Origin of the sequence: Paenarthrobacter sp. A20, assembly GCF_024168825.1 — a bacterium.
GTDB lineage: Bacteria > Actinomycetota > Actinomycetes > Actinomycetales > Micrococcaceae > Arthrobacter.
The window spans coordinates 3,857,670-3,879,297 of sequence record NZ_JALJWH010000001.1 but is presented as its reverse complement, the minus strand read 5'-3'; the positions used below and the strand labels follow the sequence as shown (position 1 = coordinate 3,879,297).

Genomic DNA, 21,628 nt, shown 5'->3' with positions numbered 1-21,628 from the left:
ATGGCGAAAATGACTAAGGCGCAGCGCGAATGGCGGCCGGGAATGCCCAAGAAGCGTCGGTCGACGAAGGTGATGTTTGCTTCCACAGTGCTCCTGCTCGAAGCCTTCGTCGCGTTCTTCGGCACCCTCGCGGTCTTCGGTTTGAAGCGTGGCCAGGTGGACCCGGCCATCATCCTGGGGGTCGGTATCGCCCTGACCGTGGTGCTTGTTTTGGCCTGTGCTGTCTTGTCCAAGCCGTGGGGCATCGCGGTCGGCTGGGGTTTGCAGTTGGTGCTGATCCTGACTGGCTTCGCCGAGCCGACGATGTTCATCGTGGGCATCCTGTTTGCCATCTGCTGGTGGTACGGGATCAGGGCGGGTATGAGGATCGACCGCGAAGTTGCCCAGCGCGACCGTGAACAGGCGGAATGGGATGCAGCACACGGTGACGAAGCAGAGCCGCAAACCCCGTAAACTGGCTGGGAAAACCACCGACCAACCACATTGGAGCAACTGTGAGCATTGAACGGACCCTTGTCCTGGTCAAGCCCGACGGCGTCGCCCGCAACCTGAGCGGCAGCATCCTCGCCCGGATCGAGGCCAAGGGATACACCCTGGCGGAGCTGAAGAAGGTCAACGCCACCCGCGAACTGCTGGAGCAGCACTACGAGGAACACGTGGGCAAGCCGTTCTACGAGCCCTTGGTTGAGTTCATGCTGAGCGGACCGGTCATCGCGGCAGTCTTCGAGGGCCACCGCGTGATCGAGGGCTTCCGTTCACTGGCCGGAACCACCGATCCCACGACGGCGGCACCGGGCACCATCCGCGGCGACTTCGGCCGGGACTGGGGCCTGGCAGTCCAGCAGAACCTGGTTCACGGCTCGGATTCCGTTGAATCCGCTGAACGTGAGATCAACATCTGGTTCGCTGGCTGATAACGCTGCACCGAAACTACAGGAAAGGCCAATGTTCATCACGAACATTGGCCTTTCCTGTTATCCCGGGAGGGGTTGTTCCTAAGCGGAGGAACCCACGAAGATGTGCATGAACGAGAAGAAGATGGTGGCGATGACGGCAACGTACAGCAGAGCCACGATGATCCAGCCGGACTCGCCCAGCAGCTTGGCCAGGGCCGGTGGTGCCTTGATGACTCCCTGGGTGATGTTACGGATGGTCACCCATACGAACAACGGGATCATGGCTGCCCACACCACCATGCAGAACGGGCACAGTACGTGGATGGCGTAGAGGGCTTGTGACCACAGCCAGACAACGAAGGCGAAGCCGAGGGTTACGCCTCCCTGGAGGCCCAACCAGTAGCCCCTTGAGAACTTGGCGCCCGCAAGAATGCCCATGGCCGTTGTGATGATGACGGCAAAGGCAACGATGCCAATGAACATATTGGGGAACCCGAACACGGAACTTTGCGGTGTCTGCATCACGGCACCACAGGAAACCCAGGGGTTCACATCACACACGGTCACGTGGTTGGGATCCTTGAGGACCTCAAGTTTCTCAAGGACCAGTGCGCCGGACGCCAGCCACCCGATGACACCGGTGATCAGCAGGATCCAGGCGAAAGGTTTGTCCCGGACCGTCATTGGAAGGGAATCCTGCCGGGTACCTGGTTGGGTGGGCAGATCCTCCACGCGGTTTGTGGCTTGGTTGGCCAGGTTTCCCTTGGCTGTGCTCGGCATCGCGGATGTAGTCCTTTTCAACAAGTGGCCCGGCCTTGCCGGTAACGGCTCTTGGGAGGATTGTAACGCCGGAGGCTGGGCGCTGCCCCCAGCTTCTCGTTAGCTCCGGTCCTCCCGGGCACTGCACGACACAGCGGCTTACCTCGGGAATGTTCAGGGGTGTGAGAGAATGAACATGGCTGGAAGCCGATCCACATTCGGAATCCGGTCCGGTGACTTTGTTCCCAAGACCGCCAGTATGAGCTGGGCATGCCTGGATCACGTGATCCCCGGTAGGCCCGCCATGACAATGGACGGCACCTGGTTGTGGCAGCAGAACAACGGGTTTCAGAATAAAGCCGCCGGCCTTCCAGGGCTGCCGCACCCCAATGATGGTGCGAACCGGAAGGCATACTACCGACTTCTGTCAACGCCTGCGGGTTTTGACAATATTTGCCCCACTGGGCGCCGGATGTGGCGGTGTCGCTGGGGCAGGAGTGTTGCCACATATGGATAATGACCAAGTTGTAGCCGTTAATGACGAGGCAGCTCCCGCGGAAGCCGCGGAAGCGCCAAAAAAAGCCACCCGGACCCGGCGCAAGGCTGCGCCCAAGGTTGCCGCAGAGGTAGAGTCGCCAGCCGCAGAAGCGTCCGCTGTTGAAACAACCGAAGCCCCAGCAGCACCAGTGCGCCGTACCCGGTCCCGCAAGAAGGCAGAGCCTGCTGAGCCGCTGCCCGGTTTGGGTGACGACGCCACTGCGGCGCCTGAAGCTGCCGTGGAGAGCCAGCCCGAAGCTGCAGCCGAGCCTGCCCCTGAAAAGCCGGTCCGCCGTCGTCGTGCTGCCAAGCCCAAGGCCGAGCCGGTAGAAGAGCCTGCCGCCGCAGAAACCACGACGCCGGATGCACCCACCCGGCCCGTGTCCCCTGTTGCTGCGGTAGCCGCTGAAGAGCCCGCGTCCGAAGAAGCGGAGGCCGAAGGGGCGGAGGACGACGCTGCTCCCGCTGCGTCCACGTCCCTGTTCATGGAGCCTGTTTCCATCACATCCATGATTTTCCAGGCCCCGGACCTCACCACGGTCCCGCGCGTTGCGGCCGTCGAAGAAAAAGACGAGGAACCGGAAGCGGAAACCGAATCCGGCGCTGAAGGTGAGTTGGACGATGCCGGCAGCCGGCGTCGTCGTCGGAGCCGTGGCCGCCGGGGACGTCGCGGAACCGAGCGCGAAGAGAACGAAGCCGAAGATGGCAGCGAATCCGAGGACGAGGAAGCTCCAGCGACCGAAGCCCTCGATGAAGGCGTGACGTCACGCCGTCGCCGTCGCCGCCGCCGTGGCGACCAGGATCTTGAATTGACCGGAGGGTCGGACGACGATCCGCCCAACACGGTGACCCGCGTCCGTGCTCCCCGCCCTGTGACGGAGACAGCCCCGTCCAACCGCGTAACCAGCGTCAAGGGCTCCACCAGGCTTGAGGCCAAGAAGCAGCGTCGTCGGGAATCCCGCGAGACCGGACGCCGCCGCCAAGTCATCACCGAGGCCGAGTTCCTGGCCCGCCGCGAGTCGGTGGACCGCCAGATGATCGTCCGCCAGCGCGACGACAGAATACAGATTGGTGTCCTGGAAGACGGTGTGCTGGCTGAGCACTTCGTTTCCAAGACCCAGCAGGACTCCTTGATCGGCAACGTTTACCTGGGCAAAGTCCAGAACGTCCTTCCGTCCATGGAGGCGGCGTTCGTGGACATCGGACGCGGCCGAAACGCAGTGTTGTACGCCGGTGAAGTCAACTGGGACGCGGTCAACCTCGAAGGCCAGCCGCGCCGGATCGAGAACGCCCTGAAGTCCGGCGACTCCGTCCTGGTCCAGGTCACCAAGGACCCCGTGGGTCACAAGGGTGCCCGCCTCACCAGCCAGATTTCCCTGCCGGGCCGCTACCTTGTGTACGTGCCGGGCGGTTCCATGACCGGCATCTCCCGCAAGTTGCCGGACGTCGAACGTAACCGCCTCAAGCGGATCCTGAAGGATCGTTTGCCGGAAAACGCCGGTGTTATTGTCCGCACGGCCGCAGAAGGAGCGTCGGAGGAAGAGCTGACGCACGATATCAACCGCCTCCGCGCGCAGTGGGAAGGCATCGAGGGGCAGGCTTCCTCGACCAAGGTGCTGGCTCCGGAACTGCTGTACGGCGAACCGGACCTGACCATCAAGGTTGTCCGCGATGTCTTCAACGAGGACTTCTCCAAGCTGATCGTCTCCGGCGACGACGCCTGGGACACCATTGAAGCCTACGTGACCTACGTCGCCCCAGATCTGGTGGGCCGCCTTGAAAAGTGGACCAAGGACCAGGACATCTTCTCTGCGTGGCGCATCGACGAGCAGATCCACAAGGCGCTGGAACGGAAGGTCTTCCTCCCGTCAGGTGGCTCGTTGGTCATCGACCGCACCGAAGCCATGACCGTAGTGGACGTTAACACCGGCAAGTTCACCGGCAGTGGCGGAAACCTTGAGGAGACGGTCACCAAGAACAACCTTGAAGCGGCCGAGGAAGTAGTTCGCCAGCTCCGGCTGCGTGATATCGGTGGCATCATCGTCATCGACTTCATCGACATGGTCCTTGAATCAAACCGCGACCTCGTCCTCCGGCGCATGGTGGAATGCCTTGGCCGCGACCGCACCAAGCACCAAGTGGCTGAAGTGACGTCGCTGGGCCTCGTCCAGATGACCCGTAAGCGCATGGGCACCGGCCTCTTGGAGGTCTTCGGTGAGCAGTGCGAGCATTGTGCCGGCCGGGGCGTCGTGACGCACGATGAACCTGTGGAGCACCGCCGCGCCAACGTCGTGGCCGCCGAACACCACCGCCCCCACACGGAGACCCAGCAGCCTGCTGCCCGCACGGAACGCAAGCGTCGCCGGGGCAAGGGCGGGGGACAGCCCGTTGCCGAAGCGTCCGCGCAGGTCCACACCACCACGTCGACGCCGGCTGCGCCGGCTGCTCCCGCTGAGCCCCAGGATCCGGCGAAGCAGGCCAAGGCCGAGGCGACCAGGGCTGCGTTGGCCACGATTGCCGCTGCCGCCCATGCCGCGCACCTGCACGACGACGAAGTCCACCGTGCAGAAGAACAGGCACGGGCAGCTGGACAGCAGGAGTCTGCCGCTCAGTCCGTGGCGCCCGCCGAGGCAGAGGAAGCCGCAGTTCGCGAAGGCAGGTCCACGCCGGTCCTGCGTTTCGGTGGGGAGGAAGTTGCCTTGCCGTTCGGTGAACACCACGAAGAACCGCCGGCCGCAAAGCCTGCCATGAGCCTTGATCTCCTGGCTGAAGCGTTCTCCCACCTTGGCGCAGCTCCTGAGGAAAAGCCCGAAGCGCTGTTTGCTCCGAAGGCCGTCGAAGCGGATCCCGAAGCTGTTCCCGCCTCGCGGGCCCGCCGTGGCCGCCGCAACCGCAGCGCGAGCAGGGCGCAAGGTGCGGCTAACGAAACAAGCGTCGAGCACCATGAGGTGACTGCCTCGGTTGGTCAAGGAACGGCACACGAGGCCAAAGCACCCGTGGAACCGGCCAAGAAGGCAGCGTCCGAGGAGCCCATTATCCTGGGGGTTGGGGTACCGGCTTCCGAGCTCTAGCACGGGCAAGGAAACCCAAGCATGAGGGCCCTGCACGATCCGCCACAGGCGGGTGGTGCAGGGCCCTTTGCTGTCCACTGCAAGCCCGGCTTCGCGAATGCGTTGGCCGGGTGCATGAAGGCATTGACAGTCATATCCGGCCATTGGCGTGGCACGGTTCCCGGGACCGGGCCCTTCCCGGCTACGCTTGGGGACTGACACGGGGTGCCGGGCGTTGGGCCAGGCTGAGATCCAGACCCGTTGAACCTGTCCGGTTAGCACCGGCGAAGGGATGTCCCCATGACTTCAACGTCGTATTCTCCCGTCTACCCGTTGGCCGTTTCCGGCCGGCAAATACCGCGGGTACTGAGCATCGCAGGCTCGGACCCATCCGGCGGCGCAGGTATCCAGGCTGATCTGAAGAGCATCGCAGCCCATGGCGGTTACGGCATGGCAGCCATCACCGCCCTGACTGCGCAGAACACTGTGGGAGTCCGTGCTGTCCATGTTCCTCCGGTGGAGTTCCTGCGCCAGCAACTGGAGGCAATCAGCAATGATATTGCCATCGATGCAGTCAAAATCGGGATGCTTGGTGACGCGGCCGTGATCCACGAAGTCCGCGGCTGGCTCGAAGCGGTGCGTCCCGCCGTCGTGGTCCTTGACCCGGTGATGGTCGCCACCAGCGGTGACCGCCTCCTGCGGGAGTCCGCCGGGAAGGCCCTGCGCCAGCTCCTGCCGCTGGCAGACCTGATCACGCCTAACCTGCCCGAACTTGCCATGCTGCTGGGGGAGCCGGAGGCCGCTGACTGGCCCTCGGCGTTGGATCAGGGCAAGCGGCTGGCCGCTGAGTGCGGCAACACCGTGCTGGTCAAGGGTGGTCATCTGGCCGGTTCCGAATGCCCTGATGCGCTGGTGAACACCAGCGGGTTGTTGCGGCAGGACGTCATCGAGGTGCCTGGTCCGCGGGTGGAGACGGCAAACAGTCACGGCACGGGCTGTTCCCTGTCCTCGGCCCTGGCCACTGCGCAGGCCCGTACCGGTGACTGGGAGGCGTCATTGCGTGAGGTGAAGCCATGGTTGATCGAGGCGTTGACGCATTCCGACATTCTCGAAGTAGGCCACGGAAGCGGACCAGTGCACCACTTCCACCACCATGCGGGCCCGAGGCCGGGAGATTTCGCGTCGGTGCTATGGAAGGAAGCGACCCCGGAGCTTGAAGCAATCTACAAGCTCAGCTTCATTGACGGCTTGCAATCCGGCAGCCTTCCGGAAGCCGCCTTCAACTACTACCTTGCCCAAGACGCCATTTACCTCAATGGGTACTCCAGGGTCCTGGCCCGCGCTGGCGCCCTTGCTCCCAGTGAGGAGGAACAGCTGTTCTGGGCCAAAGCGTCACAGCAGTGCCTTGAGGTCGAATCGGAGCTTCACCGGAACTGGTTGAGCACCCGGGAGGCGTCAACGGCCACCGGTCCCGTCACGAAGTCGTACGTGGACCATCTGCTGGCGTCTTCGGCTTCCGGTAGTTATGCGGTGGTGCTCGCGGCAATCTTGCCTTGCTACTGGCTGTACGCAGAAGTGGGCCAGCAGCTCCATTCAGCGTACGTGGAAGCAGGGGCTCCAACGGAGCACCCTTATGCGGCGTGGCTCACGACGTACGCGGACGAGGATTTCGCTGCCGCTACCAGGAATGCGATCAACTTCACTGATGGCGCTGCGATGGCAGCTTCCGAGAGGGAAAGGGCCGCCATGGTGGAGGCCTTCGCCCAGTCCTGCCGCTATGAAACAGCGTTTTTCGATGCTCCACGGCTTCACGCGTAGCCCGATTCCTGGATCTTTCAGCGTCCGGATAAGCCGGCACTACCGCGCGTCGCGGGCTTAATCGCGTTAATTGTGCCCAAACCCTGTAGGCTGTATGGGCACGGTGCCGGGAGAGTCCGTTACAACTGGTGACGCAAGTCACGCGGTAGCCTCCGGACCCGGCCTCATTTGCAGCTGAAGGTCAAACTAGCGTAATCTTGATCTTCGGTGCTTACGCCAACACTTGGGTTATGCCCCTTGGAATTGTTCATGGGATGACTCGCGGACTTCGATCAGAGGTCCACGGCGTTGAGGCACAGCGCGAACCAGGCCTGATTCCGGTTCAAGGTTCCGCACGCAAATTTAGTTATAAACGTCGAGAGAAGTGAGTACCCAAGTGGTGTACGCGATTGTCCGCGCAGGCGGCCGCCAAGAAAAAGTTTCCGTTGGAGACTACGTAACGCTTAACCGCGTCCCCGGTGGAGCCGGCAGCACGCTTGAGCTGCCCGCCTTGCTCCTGGTTGACGGCGACAAGGTCACCTCCGCAGCTGCGGAACTGGCCAACGTCAAGGTCACGGCTGAGATCCTCGAGGACCTCCGTGGTCCGAAGATCGTCATCCAGAAGTTCAAGAACAAGACCGGCTACCGGAAGCGTCAGGGTCACCGTCAGGAACTGACCAAGATCAAGATCACCAGCATCGCGTAACTTTCGTTACCCGCTGTTCAGGTTTTTCAGTTTCCCCAGAAATTTAGAGGCAGGCATTTCACATGGCACACAAAAAAGGCGCGAGTTCCACTCGCAACGGTCGTGACTCCAACGCTCAGTACCTGGGCGTAAAGCGCTTCGGTGGTCAGGTAGTTTCCGCAGGCGAAATCATCGTTCGCCAGCGTGGAACCCACTTCCACCCGGGTGCAGGCGTCGGTCGCGGTGGCGACGACACCCTGTTCGCCCTGCAGGCCGGTGCGGTTGAGTTTGGTACTCGCCGCGGACGTCGCGTAGTGAACATCGTTGCTGCTGCAGCTGCAGAGTAACAACAAGTTCTGAACCGGTGGAGCGGGCCAATCGGCCCGCTCCACCGTTCTTTTAACCGCATTACAATCGACTGGGGCGCCCACAGGCGCGCTGGTTTTGCAACAGCGCTGGCAACAGCAACAAACGCTGTAAGACAGCAACTGAGGAGATCCACGTGGCGAGCTTTGTAGACCGGGTAGTCCTGCACGTATCCGGCGGAACCGGCGGCCACGGCTGTGTCTCCGTAAAGCGGGAAAAGTTCAAGCCGCTTGGCGGCCCCGATGGGGGTAACGGCGGTAACGGTGGCGATGTCATCCTGCGGGTATCTGCCCAGACCACAACGCTGCTGGACTACCACCACGCTCCCCACCGCCACGCCACCAACGGTGGCCCGGGCATGGGCGACTGGCGTGGTGGCAAGAACGGCGAGACACTGATTCTTCCGGTCCCTGACGGCACAGTAGTGAAGACCAAGGACGGCGAAGTCCTGGCCGACCTCGTTGGCGAGGGTACCGAATTCATCGCAGCCGCCGGTGGCCAGGGCGGCTTGGGCAATGCTTCCCTTTCATCGCAAAAGCGCCGCGCCCCGGGCTTTGCCCTGCTGGGCATCGAAGGTGAATCCAGCGACATTGTCCTGGAACTTAAGTCCATCGCAGATATTGCGTTGGTTGGTTTCCCCTCTGCCGGTAAATCCAGCCTCATCGCTGCCATGTCTGCCGCCCGGCCGAAGATCGCCGATTACCCTTTCACCACCCTCATCCCCAACCTTGGTGTGGTTCAGGCCGGCGAAGTCCGCTTCACTATTGCCGACGTCCCGGGCCTGATCGAGGGCGCCAGTGAAGGCAAGGGCCTTGGCCACAACTTCCTCCGCCACGTTGAGCGCTGCGCCGCGCTGGTGCATGTCCTGGACTGCGGAACGCTCGAATCTGACCGCGACCCCCTGTCCGACCTCGCCATCATTGAGGCCGAACTGGAGAAATACGCGGTTGACATGAGCTACGCCGGTGTTGACGGTGAGGTTGTTCCGCTGAACGAACGTCCCAAGCTCGTTGTCCTTAACAAGGTGGATCTCCCCGATGGCAAGGACATGGCCGAATTCGTTCGTCCGGACCTGGAAGCACGCGGATACCGGGTCTTCGAAGTGTCAGCCACCAGCCATGAGGGCCTGCGTCAGCTGGGCTTTGCCATGGCGGAGATCGTCAAGGCAGCGCGCGACGCAGTAGCGATTGCTCCTCCGAAGGTTGCCGCGCCCGTCCTGCGTCCGAGGGCAGTCAACGAGTCCGGTTTCAAGATCCGCCGCGAGGAAAAGAACCTTGAGCCGCTGTTCCGCGTTCTGGGCGAAAAGCCTGTCCGATGGGTCAAGCAGACGGACTTCACCAACGAGGAAGCCATTGGCTACCTCGCCGACCGCCTGGCCAAGCTGGGTGTCGAAACCGAGCTCTTCAAGGTTGGCGCCAAGCCCGGAGATACCGTTGTCATCGGCGAAGACGACGGCGTGGTCTTCGACTGGGAGCCCACCATGATGGCTGGTGCTGAACTTCTGGCGACACCGCGAGGCACCGACATCCGTGTTGCGGACATCGGTGACCGTCCGACGCGTTCGCAAAAGCGTGACGAACAGATCGAGCGCCGCGAAGCCAAGGCAGCCGCGCGCGCCGAGCTCGAAGCCGAACGCAAGGCGGGCATCTGGACTGAATCCGTCAGCGGCCGCCGTGCGCAGACCGTGAGGGAAAGCACCCTGGACTCCGGTGATGACGACTAGGACCATCAACGCTCCGACAACGGCTGAGGGCCTGGAACGCCAGGCCCTCGCCACCGCAAAGCGGATTGTGGTCAAGGTGGGGTCTTCCTCGCTGACCAGCATCAAAGGTGGCATCTCCGAGAAGTCCCTTGCCGGACTGGTGGATGCCCTCGCCGACAAGCGGAATGCCGGCACCGAAATCATTCTGGTGTCCTCCGGTGCCATCGCTGCAGGCTTGGCTCCGCTGGGCCTGGCGAAACGGCCCAAGGACCTTGCAACCCAGCAGGCCGCAGCAAGCGTTGGCCAGGGACTCCTCATGGCGCGTTATACCCAGGCGTTCAGTGCCCACGGCGTCACGGTCAGCCAGGTCCTGCTGACTGCCGATGACCTCATGCGGCGCACGCAGCACACCAACGCCTTCCGTGCCTTGGACCGGCTGCTCAATCTCGGTGTGGTGCCGGTGGTCAATGAGAACGACACCGTGGCAACGCACGAGATCCGCTTCGGCGACAACGACCGGCTCGCTGCCTTGGTGGCACACTTGGTCCGCGCCGATGCGCTCGTGCTGCTCTCCGACGTCGACGCCCTCTATGACGGCCCGCCGTCCCAGGGTGCCAAGCGCATACCGTTGGTCCGCGGTCCGCAGGACCTTGAGGACGTGACCATCGGCAAGGCAGGCAAGGCCGGCGTCGGAACCGGTGGCATGATGACCAAGGTGGAAGCGGCATCCATCGCCGCCGGCTCGGGTATTCACGCCTTGGTCACGTCAACTGCCAACGCTGCCGCTGCCCTGGCGGGGGAGGACGTGGGCACCTGGTTCGCCGTGAACGGCAACCGCAAGCCTGTCCGTCTGTTGTGGCTGGCTCACCTGGCAACGGTTCACGGACGGTTGATGCTCGACGACGGCGCGGTGAAAGCCGTGCGCGACCGGCACAGGTCACTCCTTCCTGCAGGTATTTCGGATGTCAGCGGTGACTTCGAAGCCGGCGATCCCGTTGAGATGATTGCCCACGACGGAACCGTTGTGGCGCGTGGGTTGGTGAACTACTCTTCTGACGAACTCCCGCGCATGCTGGGCCGCACTACCCAGGAGCTCGGCCAGGCACTGGGCAGGGGCTATGACCGCGAAGTTGTTCATGTTGACGATCTGGTACTCCTGCGGTCGTCCCGCTCATCTAAACTTGGAGCATGACTGAAGCGCTGACTCCTGACGCCCCTGTGATCTCCGACGTGTCCGGTGCCCCCGGCCAGGCGCCGGAGAACCCTGCGGCAGGCGGCGTTCCACTGTCCGCTGAGGATGTCGAAGCCGCGGTTCATGCCATTGCCGACCGTTCCCGCAAAGCTGCCCGCCGCATGGGACAGGCAAACCGTGCATGGAAGGACCGTGCACTGCGCGCCATCGGAACAGCCTTGGTCGAGAACCGGAAGCACATACTTGAGGCCAACTCCAAGGACGTGGCCGTAGGACGCGCCAATGGCACCTCTGCGGCGCTTCTTGACCGCCTCACACTGACTCCCGCCCGCATCGACGGCCTTGTTGCAGCGTTGGAGAACCTGGCGGGCCTGCCTGACCCCGTGGGAAACGTCGTCCGGGGGCAAACCCTCCCCAATGGTCTTCGCCTGCGCCAGGTCAATGTGCCCATGGGTGTAGTGGCGGCAATCTATGAAGCCCGCCCGAACGTCACGGTGGACATCGCCGGCTTGGCCCTGAAGAGTGGCAATGCCGTGATCCTCCGCGGTGGGTCTGCCGCAGCCAACACCAACGAGGCATTGGTGCAGATCCTTCGCGAAGCGCTCGATTCCGTCGGCCTGCCTGCCGACGCTGTTCAGACAGTGGATCAGTACGGCCGCGAAGGCGCAAACGTCCTGATGCGCGCCCGGGGACGCGTGGATGTCCTCATTCCCCGTGGCGGACGCGACCTCATCCAGACTGTGGTGACCAGCTCGTCTGTCCCTGTCATCGAGACTGGCGAAGGAAACGTCCATATCTTCATTGACGAGTCCGCGGGCGAAGAGATGGCAGTGGAGATTCTCCTCAACGCCAAGACCCAGCGTCCGAGCGTCTGCAACACAGTCGAGACGCTTTTGGTTCATTCCGGCTCCACAGTGCTGCCGGCCGTTGCCGCCGCCTTGCGGGCGGCCGGGGTCACCCTCCACGTGGATGAAAGGATCGCTGCCGCCTTGGGCAATGACGTGGACACCGTTCCGGCAGATGATGAGGACTGGGCCACCGAATACATGGACCTTGACCTTGCGGTGGCCATGGTGGACACCCTGGATGATGCCGTTAAGCACATCCGGACGTGGACCACCGGGCACACGGAGGCGATCCTTACGAACAACTTGGCCAACGCCGAGAAGTTCATTGCCGAGATTGATTCCGCCGCGGTGATCGTCAACGCGTCCACACGGTTTACCGACGGCGGTGAACTGGGCCTCGGCGCCGAAGTGGGTATTTCGACGCAGAAGCTGCACGCACGAGGTCCCATGGGGCTGACGGAGCTGACCACCACCAAGTGGATCGTCCAGGGTGAAGGCCAAGTCCGCAGCTAGCAACGCTGTAACATAGAACAGAAGTCCGGAACGGTGGGGAGTCCTGCCGTGCAAAACATTTCAGAACCAACTAGGGGAGAAGATGCTGTTTCAGCAGATCGCCACGTCCATTGCCGCCCAAACGGAAGGCGGACACGAGGAACTCGCGCCGCTGTGGGCTGAGCCGTGGGTCTTCGGCATCGTGATGTTCGCTTTCCTGCTTGTCCTCATGTTCGTCACCCTCTCCTACACCAACCTGGGTAACCGCCACGAGGCCGTTGAAGAGCACTCCGATCCGCACCGCCAGCACCCCAACAAGCACACCCACGGGCAGGGCCACTAACATTATCGCCGCAACACCGCGTGGGGAGTCGGGGCGCAGGCTTCGGCTGGGCGTGATGGGTGGAACCTTTGATCCAATCCATCATGGCCACCTTGTGGCTGCAAGCGAAGTCGCAGCCAAGTTCGGCCTCGATGAAGTGGTATTCGTGCCCACGGGCCAACCTTGGCAGAAGTCGCACAAGCTGGTCAGCGAGCCGGAGCACCGGTACCTGATGACGGTGATTGCCACGGCTTCGAATCCAAGGTTCACCGTCAGCCGGGTGGACGTTGACCGGCCAGGGCCCACCTTTACCATCGACACGCTCCGCGATCTCCGGGCGCAGCGGCCCGACGCAGACCTCTTCTTCATCACCGGCGCGGACGCCTTGGCGCAGATCCTGTCCTGGAAGGACGTGGACGAGCTATGGTCCTTGGCGCATTTCGTCGGCGTGACCCGCCCTGGACATGAACTCAATGATCTTGGACGGACCGATGACGTCAGTTTGCTGGAGGTCCCTGCCATGGCGATTTCCTCCACGGATTGCCGGACCCGCGTAGGTGCAGGGAACCCCGTCTGGTACCTGGTGCCTGATGGAGTGGTGCAATACATCGCGAAATATGGACTGTACGCGGCGCATCCTGTGGCAGGAGAGCTGACGCCCGCACTGTCCGGATCAGACGACCAAGCACGTACTGAATGAGTTTTGAATGAGCAGCCAGGAACAGCGACCCATCCGCAGCAGGCGCGAGCTTCGCCGTGCCCGGGAAGAGCACCCCGAGGCGCAGCCGGACGCCAAAGTGGAACCGGACGCGCCCGCAAATGCCGATACTGCCGGTGAAACGGACCGTCCCACAGGCCGTAACCGTCGGGTCGCGGATGGACCGGTAGACGCCGTAGGAACCGCCGCGCAGGAGAGATCCTCGCAGGTCAGGGCCCGCGATCGTGCTGCCCTGCGGACCATCAAGGAGCTTGCAGACAAGGAAGAGCAACTCTCCGGAGGTGGGCCCCCCACTCGTCGACAACTTCGTCTGCAGCAACTCCAGGCTGAAGTTGCCACGTCCATGAACCCGATCGTTCCAGCGGCCGGTGCCACCCCGGACGCTTCACAGTCCGAGGCCGCCAAGGACTCTTCCAAGAACAAGGACGCTTCAAAGTCCGAGGCCGCCAAGGACCCTTCCAAGGACAAGATCGCCGCAACGGACAAAGTTCCCGGCGGCCCTGCGGAGTCCGAAATGTCAGTGGAGCAGGCGCTGGCGGTCCGGGAGTTGATAGCGGCCCAGGTTCAAAACCAGACCGCCAAGCTGGAACATATTGCCGAGCAGGATCCGTTGGCCGTTGATCCGGCGGTGCTGGCGGAACAGATCGCCCTGGCAGAACGCGCGGCAGTGTTGAACAAGCGTGCAGCCGCCAAGCAAAAACTTGCCGAGCAACACCAAGCTGAGCAGGGCAAGGCGTCCACGGAGGCCAAGCCGGCCGATAACGGTAAATCTCCAGCCGCCACCGCAGGTCCTTCCACAGCCAACAACCTGGCGATGGTGACTCCTTTGGAGTTCGTCAAGGTTCCGGGTGTTGAACGGCCGGTAATGAAGCGACCCAGTACCACCTTCGTTCCGTTGATCACCTCCGCCGGCCCCAAGCTTGACGGCGGGCAGCCTCAGGGAAAGAAGCCGGGCTCACGAGGGCGGGCCGGGGTTCTTGCCCGGGCGGAAGCGGTTGCCAGGTCCGCCAGGAAGAAGCCCGTTGCACTGGCTGAACCGGGCGAGGAAGAGCAGAGGCCGCCGGTCTCTGCCAGTGCGGCCTATGGGCTGGACCCTTTGGACGTCAACACGGCAGGACTGGCCAGGGCGCAACGCAACAGGCTGCTGCAGTTCGGCGTTCTGGCATTGGGCTTGGTTGCGCTCATTGTCGGCATCATCATGATCACCAGCGGCTAGTTCCGCTCAATTTACGGCTCACGCCACACATCGGCCACAGGCCACAACAAGGAGTCCCCGTGTCTGCACATGAACAATCCATCACCCTCGCCCGTCACGCCGCGCGTGCAGCGGCGGACAAACTCGCCGAGGATATCGTTGCCCTGGATGTCAGCGAGCGTTTGGCCCTTACTGACATCTTCCTGATTGCTTCGGCTCCCACCGAGCGCCAGGTCAACGCAATCGTCGATGGCATCGAGGAAGAACTGCTGAAGCAGGACCTCCGCCCCGTTCGCCGTGAGGGACGCTCTGAAGGCCGCTGGGTCCTGCTGGACTACGCCGACATCGTGATCCACGTCCAGCACGCCGAGGATCGGGTGTTCTACGCCCTGGAGCGACTGTGGAAGGACTGCCCGGTGGTGGACCTCGAGTTGGGGGATGACGCTTCTGCCAAGGCTGTTTCAGCAGAGGATTCCGAGCACTAGCAACGGACGGCGACCGAATATGCCCGATTTGGAATTTTCGGAAATGCTGTTCTAAGATATTTGAGTTGCTTCGGCGCGGATAGCTGGAAATGCTGAACGCGAAGCAGCGAAAATATGGGGCTGTGGCGCAGCTGGTAGCGCACCTGCATGGCATGCAGGGGGTCAGGGGTTCGAGTCCCCTCAGCTCCACCAAAGAAGGTCCTGCTTTCCTCACGGAAAGCAGGACCTTTTCCCGTATCCGGGGTGTGGCAACCGATGCGGTCTTAGCTGACCGGGCGGGATATCAGGGCCGGCAGCATGAATGCCCACATTTGTTCGATCCGTAGCATGACGTCTTCACGTGAACTCAAGACCTCGGAAACCATCTGGACGCCGGTGAAGGATGCAATCAGAAAGCGGGCGAACGCTGCCGGATCGAGGTCAGGCCTCACGGCGCCATCCGTTTGGGCTTGGATCAGCAGTTGCTCCGCAGTATTGATCCAGTCTTGGTATGGACCGGATACGTCAGCTTGAAATGCGGATGCTTCAAAGGTGAGGCGGATCCCGCCTTGGACGATCGGTTCGTCCAGCAGTTGCTGGCCGAACATTCTGCAAAGCCGGACGATTTTCTCCAGGGCGGGAATGTCCGATGCGGCTATCTGTGACCCGGCCGCCAATACTATTGCGTGCTGTTCTTCGATCACGGCCAAGGCGAGTTCGCGCTTGGACGTGAAGTGGAAGTACAGGGCGCCCTTCGTCACGGCGGCGCGCTTGGTAATGTCGGCCAAACTGGCGTTCCCATACCCAATCTCCGCGAAGACCCGCGCAGCACCTTCAATGACGGCAAGCCGGGTTTCTTTCGCACGTTGCTGCATGGGTGGATGGAACCTCTCGGGTGGTGCCGGACGCGCGGCGCTCGGGCCGCCGCTGAGACCCCACAACGCTATCATCCAGCGGACATGAATAAACCGGCTGAACGGTTTGGTTTATTGGCCCACGGATTCTAGACTTCAACTGGAGCAGCAGTATTCGAGCACTGACTCCCCGGCAGCCGGCTTGGGGGGAGGTGCGGTGGATTCGTCCAACGCACCTCGGCTGCCGAGTGCGTGATGCACTTCACCTTCGGGCGATTTCGCTTCTCGGTGGATTGTGGTTACTATTGACGAGTTGCTTCGCCGGGAAGGGAAATACTTCCCCGCTAAGTCAGCAAATCCGGGGCTGTGGCGCAGCTGGTAGCGCACCTGCATGGCATGCAGGGGGTCAGGGGTTCGAGTCCCCTCAGCTCCACTTCGGAAAAGGACCCCGCTCATTCGAGCGGGGTCCTTTTGTTTGCCCCTCAGCCGGAGTCTGCTAACCCGGAGGTCGCGCAAATTCGGCGCCGCTGACGAACTCAACGCCTTGGAACGGTTGATCGCCTACCACCCTGGCGTTGTGACCCGGTGACGAGGTCCAGCACGGTTTTGTCCGGTCGGCGTGTTTCATCGGGAGAGTTGTGGGACTTTACTTCGAGGTTCGTGACAACATTGACACTCATGGCTTCTCGCAGGGGAGGGGGAGCCGAATGATAGGTAGTCCCGGTGCCTGGCTCCGAGGATTCGCCGTGACGTGTGCCTGCGCTGCCGGGATAGTTGCAGTCTCCAACGAGACAAACAGGTGTTTGTATGGTGCACCCTCAGGGTTCCTCCAAGGCGCCGCCAAAGTCGAGACAAATACGCAATGAAAGCGAGACCATTAACCGTGACGGCATTGGAGCTTGAGGCCCTGTTCAGCTCATTGTCCAGGCTTCCCGACGTCGAAGCAGACAACCTGCAGGCATACGACGCTACTGATCGCCTTCTGCTGGAAACAGCCGCGGGTTTTGTTGACCCGGGCGCTTCGGTGGTTGTCGTCGGAGACCGGTACGGCGCCTTGACGCTGGGCGCGTTGTCCGGGCTTGGCGTCGGGCAGGTGCGCGTCCACCAGGACCTCTTCACTGGTCGCCTCGCATTGGCGCGCAACGCCAAGGCAGCTGGTCTTGAGGGCCGCTTCACCCAGCATGAAATCGGCCAGGAGTTGTTGGGCAGCGCGGCCCTGGTACTTGTTCAGTTGCCAAAGTCGCTGGCTGAACTGGAGGAAATTGCCGACGCCGTTGCCCGGTTCGCGGCGCCGGATGCGGTGATGCTGGCGGGCGGCCGCGTCAAGCACATGACGATGGGCATGAACACGGTCCTGGACAGGTATTTCTCCTCGGTCCAACCCCAGCTTGCCCGGCAGAAGTCCAGGGTTCTCATAGCCAGGGACCCCAAAACTGTTCACGGCACGCCGCCGTTCCCGGTGGTCGAACCCGTGCCGGAACTGGGGATTGCGGTAAGTGCCCATGGCGCTGTCTTCTCCGGTACGCGCCTCGATATCGGTACGCGTTTCCTGCTGACATTCCTGGACCGCATGCCCGCCGCCCACCGCGTAGTCGACCTTGGATGTGGTACTGGGATTCTGGCCACGATGTATGCGCGACGCCATGATGGGGCAACAGTGATTGCGACAGACCAGTCCATAGCTGCTGTAGCCTCTGCCCGTGGTACTGCGGAGGCAAATGGCTTGGGAGGGCGGGTTGCGGTGGTTCACGACGACGCCATGTCAACACTGGAACCAGGCAGCGCAGACCTCATCCTCCTGAACCCGCCCTTCCACTTGGGCGCCACTGTCCACGCCGGCGCGGCACTGAAGATGTTTAAGGCCGCCGCGCGGGTCCTTGCTCCGGGAGGGGAGCTCTGGACTGTGTACAACAGTCACCTGCAGTATCGGGCTGTGCTTGAACGGCTCATCGGGTCAACGTCGGAAGAAGGCCGCAACCCGAAGTTCACGGTGACACGCAGCATCAAATCCTGATCTGGCGTCATCAACGCACGGTCTGAATGGCCGTCGCATAGAATTCAGTGTCATCGTTACCAACCCCTGACTCCGACGCCAGCGTGTGCTCGTACCCGTAGGGGCGTGGGTATCGTACGATGCAGACACAGACTAAATTCGACGAAGTTTTTCCGAATGACGAGGGGCATCAGTGACTGAGATCCGGCAGCCGACACCTAGGCGCGGAACGAATCTACCCCGTATGGGGGACTTCAATCTGACCGTCATTCTGGAGGCGATCCGTCGCTCGTCGCTCGGGCTGAGCCGCGTCGAACTGGCACAGATCGTTGGACTTTCCCCACAGACGATTTCCAATATTTCCCGCCGGCTCCTGGACCAGCAGCTGATCGTCGAGGCCGGTAAAGAAGGCTCCGGCCCAGGCAAACCGAGAACCATCCTGCGCCTCAATCCCGCAGGTATGTATGCGGTAGGCGTCCATCTGGACCCTGCTGTCATTACTTTCGTGGTCCTTGACCTTCTAGGCGACGTCGTCCGGCATTCTCGGATGGCAACTCCAGGGGGAGACCCGGCCGGAGTGATCACCAGCATCGCTGCGCAAATCAAGGTCCTCATCGAAGAGTCGGGCGTGGATGCGTCCAAGATCGCCGGGCTCGGCGTTGCTGTTCCCGGCCCGATTGACCTTGACGAGGGCTCCGTGGTGGAACCGCCACTGCTGACGCGGTGGAACCGGGTGCGTATCCGCGAGGCATTGAGCGAGGCCACCGGGCTGGAAACCCTTGTGGACAAGGATGTAACCAGCGCAGCGGTGGCCGAGACATGGGCAGGCGGCGCCAGCGGTGCCGGCAGCTTTGTCTTCATGTATATGGGTACAGGCATCGGCTGCGGCATTGTGCTCAATGACGAAGTGGTGCGGGGAACGTCCGGGAACGCGGGCGAAATCGGCCACATCGTGGTTGACCCCGGCGGTCCACTGTGTGATTGCGGACTGCACGGATGCGTTAAGTCCTCCTGCATCCCACAGGTAGTGGTGGCAGAGGCCGAAGCCGCCGGTGTCCTTGACGGTCACCGGGGAGGGGCAGACGGTCCCGAAGTCCAGGAACGTTTTGCGGAGTTGTGCGATAAAGCTGATGCCGGCGACCGGAAGGCTATTGCCATCCTGGATAGGTCGGCAACGCTCGTCGCTCGCGCAGTCTCCGTGGTGACCAACACTTTGGATGTGGAGCGGGTTGTCTTCGGCGGTCCGTTCTGGGCGCGGATGTCACCGTACTTCCTGGAACGTGTTCCGGAACTCCTGGACAGGAACAACGCCGCCCGTATGATCCACGACCTCGAAGTAGTAGGGACCGGAGTAGGCGAAGACGTCGGCGCCATCGGAGCGGCATGCCTCGTCCTGGAGCACATGCTGGCTCCGCGGGCACAGCGGCTCCTGCTGGAGGGCTAATTAACTGGAGCGCTAAGTAAGCAGCACCTTTGAAGGATTGGAGCACCATGGGCCGCCCAATGAAGCTAGCCGGTCTGACGTCTGCCGCAGTGAAGCCGGCCGCAGCGAAGTTTGCTGCCATGGTTTCCGTCGCTGCCGTCCTGGTGGCAGCGACTTCCTGTTCGCCCACTCCTGAGGCCGCGGAGAATAAGACGCTCAAGATCGTCTATCAGAAAACGGATGCGTCCACGGCCCTTGATGCCGTCATGCAGGAGGCCAAGAAAGAAGTCGAAGCCGCCAACTCCGGGGTAACCGTGGAGCTTCAGCCCATTCAGGCCAATGATGATGACTACGGGACCAAACTCGCGTTGGCGCAGCGTTCAGCGGACACAGCGCCGGATGTTTTCTACGAGGACACGTTCAAGGTGCGCTCGGATGTCGACGCCGGCTACCTCCTGAAACTGGACAGTTACCTTGCGAACTGGGATGACTGGTCCCACTTCAATGACGCAGCCAAGGCCGCCGGCCGGGCAGATGACGGCAGTATCTATGCGGTGCCGTTGGGCACCGATACCCGGGCCATCTGGTACAACAAGGCTGTCCTTCAGAAGGCCGGCATTCCCGTTCCGTGGCAGCCCAGGACCTGGGAGGACATCCTGACAACGGCCCGTGCCGTGAAAGCATCGGATCCCAACGTGATCGCATTCAACATGTACGCGGGAAAGGGTACCGGCGAAGGCACCGTCATGCAGGGGTTCTACGAGCTCCTCTATGGGACAGACAGCACTTTGTATGACGAGTCAGCCAAGAAATGGGTGGTCGGCTCCCAAGGTTTCACGGATTCGCTGGCCTTCCTTAAGACCCTTTACGACGAGAAGCTCGCTGTCAGTCCTGCCGAGGCGCTGGACGCGAACGTATGGAAGAAAGTCTTTGGCGAGTGGTTCCCCCAAGGCAAGCTGGCGGCCACAGTGGAAGGTTCCTACACGCCGTCGTTCTGGCAGAAAGGCGGCGCGTACGAATGGGCCGGCTATGAGCAGGACATGGGGGTCGCGATGTTCCCGACCCGGAATGGCCAGGATCCCGGTGGCGTCAGCATGTCAGGCGGCTGGACGCTGGCAGTGGGGGTCAAAAGCAAGAATCCGGACCTTGCCTTCCAGTTCCTCAGCACAGCACTGAACAAGAAGAACGCGTTGTCTTATGACATTAATAACTCGCAGATCGCCGTCCGTACGGATGTAGCCTCCGAAGCTGAATACCTGGCAGCCAACCCGTTCGTGAAGGATGTTTCGGACTTGGTGGCAGTGACGCATTTCAGGCCCGCCACCGCTGACTACCCGAGGATTTCCACTGCTGTCCAGGTGGCCACTGAATCAGTGATCACCGGCAAGCAAAGTCCTGAAGATGCTGCTGCGGAATACGACGCCACCGTCCGGAAGATTGTGGGGGAGGACAGGGTCCTGGAGAAATGACCATCCGCCGCTTCCTGCGGTTCCTGCCGGTAGTCCCCTCCATTCTGCTGCTCCTGCTCTTCCTGCTGGCCCCGGTGGCCTGGTCCTTTTACGCGTCCTTCACCGACGCAGCCCTATCCGGCAAGGCTGCCAGGGATCCGCAATGGGTGGGCGCGGACAACTATGTGCGGATGTTCAGCGAAAACTCCTTCCCGCTGGCTGCCTGGCTGACGGTGGTGTTCGTGGTGGCCTCGGCGGTGATTGGCCAGAACGTCCTCGGCTTGCTGATCGCGCTTCTGATGACGCGGTCCCGGAACGCGGTCTCGGCCTTGGTGGGCACGGCCGTGGTTGCCGCTTGGGTACTTCCGGAAATCGTGGCAGCGTTCGCCGCCTACGCCTATTTCAACCGAGATGGCACACTGAACCAGGTGGTGGGCCTCCTCGGAGGCCAGGGCCTGGACTGGCTGTATTCGTTCCCCCTCGTGGCCATCATCCTTGCCAATACCTGGCGGGGGACCGCTTTCTCCATGTTGGTGTACAGGGCTGCACTGGCGGAAGTCCCCCGGGACATCGCGGAAGCCGCACTCATGGACGGAGCCCGGGGCTGGCAGAGGCTCGCGTTCATTACCTTGCCGTTGATCCGCAGCAGCATCGCTACGAACCTGATGCTGATCACGCTCCAGACGCTGGCCGTATTCACCCTGATCTGGGTGATGACGGCAGGCGGACCGGCGGGCGCCAGCACTACGCTGCCTGTGTTGGCGTACCAGGAGGCATTCAAGTTCGGCGACATCGGCTACGGTACGGCGGTGGCCTCCGTGCTGATCCTGTTGGGCATGGTTTTCGGCGCTGTCTATGTACGGCTCCTGCGGGAGCAGCGCCCATGA

General features: G+C 62.2%; 19 protein-coding genes, 2 tRNA genes and 1 riboswitch. Of the genes, 19 read left to right on the top strand and 2 right to left on the bottom strand.

What is annotated here, in order from left to right:
- Together J3D46_RS17845 and ndk are read left to right on the top strand one after the other, a co-directional pair.
- Positions 1–453: a DUF4233 domain-containing protein gene (locus J3D46_RS17845; protein ID WP_231343108.1), complete on the top strand. Its 453-nt coding sequence runs from the start codon at positions 1–3 to the stop codon at positions 451–453.
- Between the two features lie 41 nt (positions 454–494).
- Positions 495–914 carry a nucleoside-diphosphate kinase gene (ndk, locus tag J3D46_RS17840; RefSeq protein WP_231343106.1) on the top strand — a complete coding sequence of 140 codons (420 nt, stop codon included), beginning with the start codon at positions 495–497 and terminating at the stop codon, positions 912–914.
- A gap of 81 nt (positions 915–995) precedes the next feature.
- On the opposite strand, the gene J3D46_RS17835 is transcribed toward ndk, so the two are convergent.
- On the bottom strand, positions 996–1,676 hold the full coding sequence (locus tag J3D46_RS17835) for a vitamin K epoxide reductase family protein (RefSeq protein ID WP_253468329.1): 681 nt from the start codon (positions 1,674–1,676) through the stop codon (positions 996–998).
- A 488-nt stretch (positions 1,677–2,164) separates the two neighbouring features.
- On the opposite strand from J3D46_RS17835, the gene J3D46_RS17830 reads away from it, so the two are divergent.
- From J3D46_RS17830 to J3D46_RS17775, 12 genes are all read left to right on the top strand, one after another.
- On the top strand, positions 2,165–5,263 hold the full coding sequence (locus J3D46_RS17830) for an Rne/Rng family ribonuclease (RefSeq protein WP_253468328.1): 3,099 nt from the start codon (positions 2,165–2,167) through the stop codon (positions 5,261–5,263).
- Positions 5,264–5,453: 190 nt separating this feature from the next.
- Positions 5,454–5,552: riboswitch (TPP riboswitch) on the top strand.
- The gene (gene thiD, locus J3D46_RS17825) at positions 5,543–7,060 is read left to right on the top strand and encodes a bifunctional hydroxymethylpyrimidine kinase/phosphomethylpyrimidine kinase (protein ID WP_253468327.1); all 1,518 of its coding nucleotides are present in this window, start codon (positions 5,543–5,545) and stop codon (positions 7,058–7,060) included. It overlaps the preceding riboswitch by 10 nt.
- Before the next feature lie 376 nt (positions 7,061–7,436).
- On the top strand, positions 7,437–7,745 hold the full coding sequence (rplU, locus tag J3D46_RS17820) for a 50S ribosomal protein L21 (RefSeq protein ID WP_018777818.1): 309 nt from the start codon (positions 7,437–7,439) through the stop codon (positions 7,743–7,745).
- Between the two features lie 62 nt (positions 7,746–7,807).
- Positions 7,808–8,071, top strand: coding sequence for a 50S ribosomal protein L27 (rpmA, locus tag J3D46_RS17815; protein WP_003803426.1), 264 nt, complete (start codon positions 7,808–7,810; stop codon positions 8,069–8,071).
- Positions 8,072–8,226: 155 nt separating this feature from the next.
- Entirely contained in the window at positions 8,227–9,813 is a 1,587-nt protein-coding gene (obgE, locus tag J3D46_RS17810; RefSeq protein ID WP_159702855.1) for a GTPase ObgE, read from the top strand.
- Positions 9,803–10,984 carry a glutamate 5-kinase gene (proB, locus tag J3D46_RS17805; protein ID WP_231338663.1) on the top strand — a complete coding sequence of 394 codons (1,182 nt, stop codon included), beginning with the start codon at positions 9,803–9,805 and terminating at the stop codon, positions 10,982–10,984. Before obgE ends, proB begins: the two co-directional genes overlap by 11 nt.
- Positions 10,981–12,345, top strand: a complete 1,365-nt coding sequence (locus tag J3D46_RS17800) for a glutamate-5-semialdehyde dehydrogenase (RefSeq protein ID WP_231338662.1) — start codon at positions 10,981–10,983, stop codon at positions 12,343–12,345. The genes proB and J3D46_RS17800 overlap by 4 nt, the downstream gene beginning before the upstream one ends.
- 82 nt (positions 12,346–12,427) lie before the next feature.
- The gene (locus J3D46_RS17795) at positions 12,428–12,667 is read left to right on the top strand and encodes a hypothetical protein (protein WP_144651516.1); all 240 of its coding nucleotides are present in this window, start codon (positions 12,428–12,430) and stop codon (positions 12,665–12,667) included.
- Between the two features lie 4 nt (positions 12,668–12,671).
- The gene (nadD, locus tag J3D46_RS17790) at positions 12,672–13,346 is read left to right on the top strand and encodes a nicotinate-nucleotide adenylyltransferase (RefSeq protein ID WP_268825368.1); all 675 of its coding nucleotides are present in this window, start codon (positions 12,672–12,674) and stop codon (positions 13,344–13,346) included.
- 7 nt (positions 13,347–13,353) lie between these two features.
- Positions 13,354–14,580, top strand: coding sequence for a hypothetical protein (locus tag J3D46_RS17785; RefSeq protein WP_253468326.1), 1,227 nt, complete (start codon positions 13,354–13,356; stop codon positions 14,578–14,580).
- Between the two features lie 59 nt (positions 14,581–14,639).
- A complete protein-coding gene (gene rsfS, locus J3D46_RS17780; RefSeq protein WP_091553904.1) occupies positions 14,640–15,044 on the top strand; it encodes a ribosome silencing factor in 405 nt (134 codons plus the stop codon).
- 116 nt (positions 15,045–15,160) lie between these two features.
- Positions 15,161–15,236: transfer RNA gene (locus J3D46_RS17775), tRNA-Ala, on the top strand.
- Positions 15,237–15,307: 71 nt separating this feature from the next.
- On the opposite strand, the gene J3D46_RS17770 is transcribed toward J3D46_RS17775, so the two are convergent.
- Positions 15,308–15,898: a ScbR family autoregulator-binding transcription factor gene (locus tag J3D46_RS17770; RefSeq protein WP_253468325.1), complete on the bottom strand. Its 591-nt coding sequence runs from the start codon at positions 15,896–15,898 to the stop codon at positions 15,308–15,310.
- 339 nt (positions 15,899–16,237) lie between these two features.
- Here J3D46_RS17770 and J3D46_RS17765 point away from each other — a divergent pair.
- The 5 genes from J3D46_RS17765 (at position 16,238) to J3D46_RS17745 (ending at position 21,628) form a co-directional block, all read left to right on the top strand.
- Positions 16,238–16,310 (top strand) — tRNA-Ala (locus J3D46_RS17765).
- A 429-nt stretch (positions 16,311–16,739) separates the two neighbouring features.
- Positions 16,740–17,891 carry a class I SAM-dependent methyltransferase gene (locus J3D46_RS17760; RefSeq protein ID WP_253468324.1) on the top strand — a complete coding sequence of 384 codons (1,152 nt, stop codon included), beginning with the start codon at positions 16,740–16,742 and terminating at the stop codon, positions 17,889–17,891.
- A gap of 223 nt (positions 17,892–18,114) precedes the next feature.
- A complete protein-coding gene (locus J3D46_RS17755; protein WP_231338657.1) occupies positions 18,115–19,314 on the top strand; it encodes an ROK family protein in 1,200 nt (399 codons plus the stop codon).
- 47 nt (positions 19,315–19,361) lie between these two features.
- Complete coding sequence (locus J3D46_RS17750; protein WP_374110804.1) at positions 19,362–20,762, top strand: extracellular solute-binding protein; 1,401 nt, start codon at positions 19,362–19,364, stop codon at positions 20,760–20,762.
- Entirely contained in the window at positions 20,759–21,628 is an 870-nt protein-coding gene (locus J3D46_RS17745) for a carbohydrate ABC transporter permease (protein WP_253468323.1), read from the top strand. The genes J3D46_RS17750 and J3D46_RS17745 overlap by 4 nt, the downstream gene beginning before the upstream one ends.

Excerpts from the sequence above, each read along its gene's own strand:
- J3D46_RS17845 (WP_231343108.1), top strand. The coding sequence starts at position 1 with ATGGCGAAAATGACTAAGGCGCAGCGCGAATGGCGGCCGGGAATGCCC.
- J3D46_RS17835 (WP_253468329.1), bottom strand. The coding sequence starts at position 1,676 with ATGCCGAGCACAGCCAAGGGAAACCTGGCCAACCAAGCCACAAACCGC.
- J3D46_RS17830 (WP_253468328.1), top strand. The coding sequence starts at position 2,165 with ATGGATAATGACCAAGTTGTAGCCGTTAATGACGAGGCAGCTCCCGCG.
- thiD (WP_253468327.1), top strand. The coding sequence starts at position 5,543 with ATGACTTCAACGTCGTATTCTCCCGTCTACCCGTTGGCCGTTTCCGGC.
- rpmA (WP_003803426.1), top strand. The coding sequence starts at position 7,808 with ATGGCACACAAAAAAGGCGCGAGTTCCACTCGCAACGGTCGTGACTCC.
- proB (WP_231338663.1), top strand. The coding sequence starts at position 9,803 with ATGACGACTAGGACCATCAACGCTCCGACAACGGCTGAGGGCCTGGAA.
- J3D46_RS17800 (WP_231338662.1), top strand. The coding sequence starts at position 10,981 with ATGACTGAAGCGCTGACTCCTGACGCCCCTGTGATCTCCGACGTGTCC.
- J3D46_RS17795 (WP_144651516.1), top strand. The coding sequence starts at position 12,428 with ATGCTGTTTCAGCAGATCGCCACGTCCATTGCCGCCCAAACGGAAGGC.
- J3D46_RS17785 (WP_253468326.1), top strand. The coding sequence starts at position 13,354 with ATGAGCAGCCAGGAACAGCGACCCATCCGCAGCAGGCGCGAGCTTCGC.
- J3D46_RS17770 (WP_253468325.1), bottom strand. The coding sequence starts at position 15,898 with ATGCAGCAACGTGCGAAAGAAACCCGGCTTGCCGTCATTGAAGGTGCT.
- J3D46_RS17760 (WP_253468324.1), top strand. The coding sequence starts at position 16,740 with ATGAAAGCGAGACCATTAACCGTGACGGCATTGGAGCTTGAGGCCCTG.
- J3D46_RS17755 (WP_231338657.1), top strand. The coding sequence starts at position 18,115 with ATGGGGGACTTCAATCTGACCGTCATTCTGGAGGCGATCCGTCGCTCG.
- J3D46_RS17750 (WP_374110804.1), top strand. The coding sequence starts at position 19,362 with ATGGGCCGCCCAATGAAGCTAGCCGGTCTGACGTCTGCCGCAGTGAAG.
- J3D46_RS17745 (WP_253468323.1), top strand. The coding sequence starts at position 20,759 with ATGACCATCCGCCGCTTCCTGCGGTTCCTGCCGGTAGTCCCCTCCATT.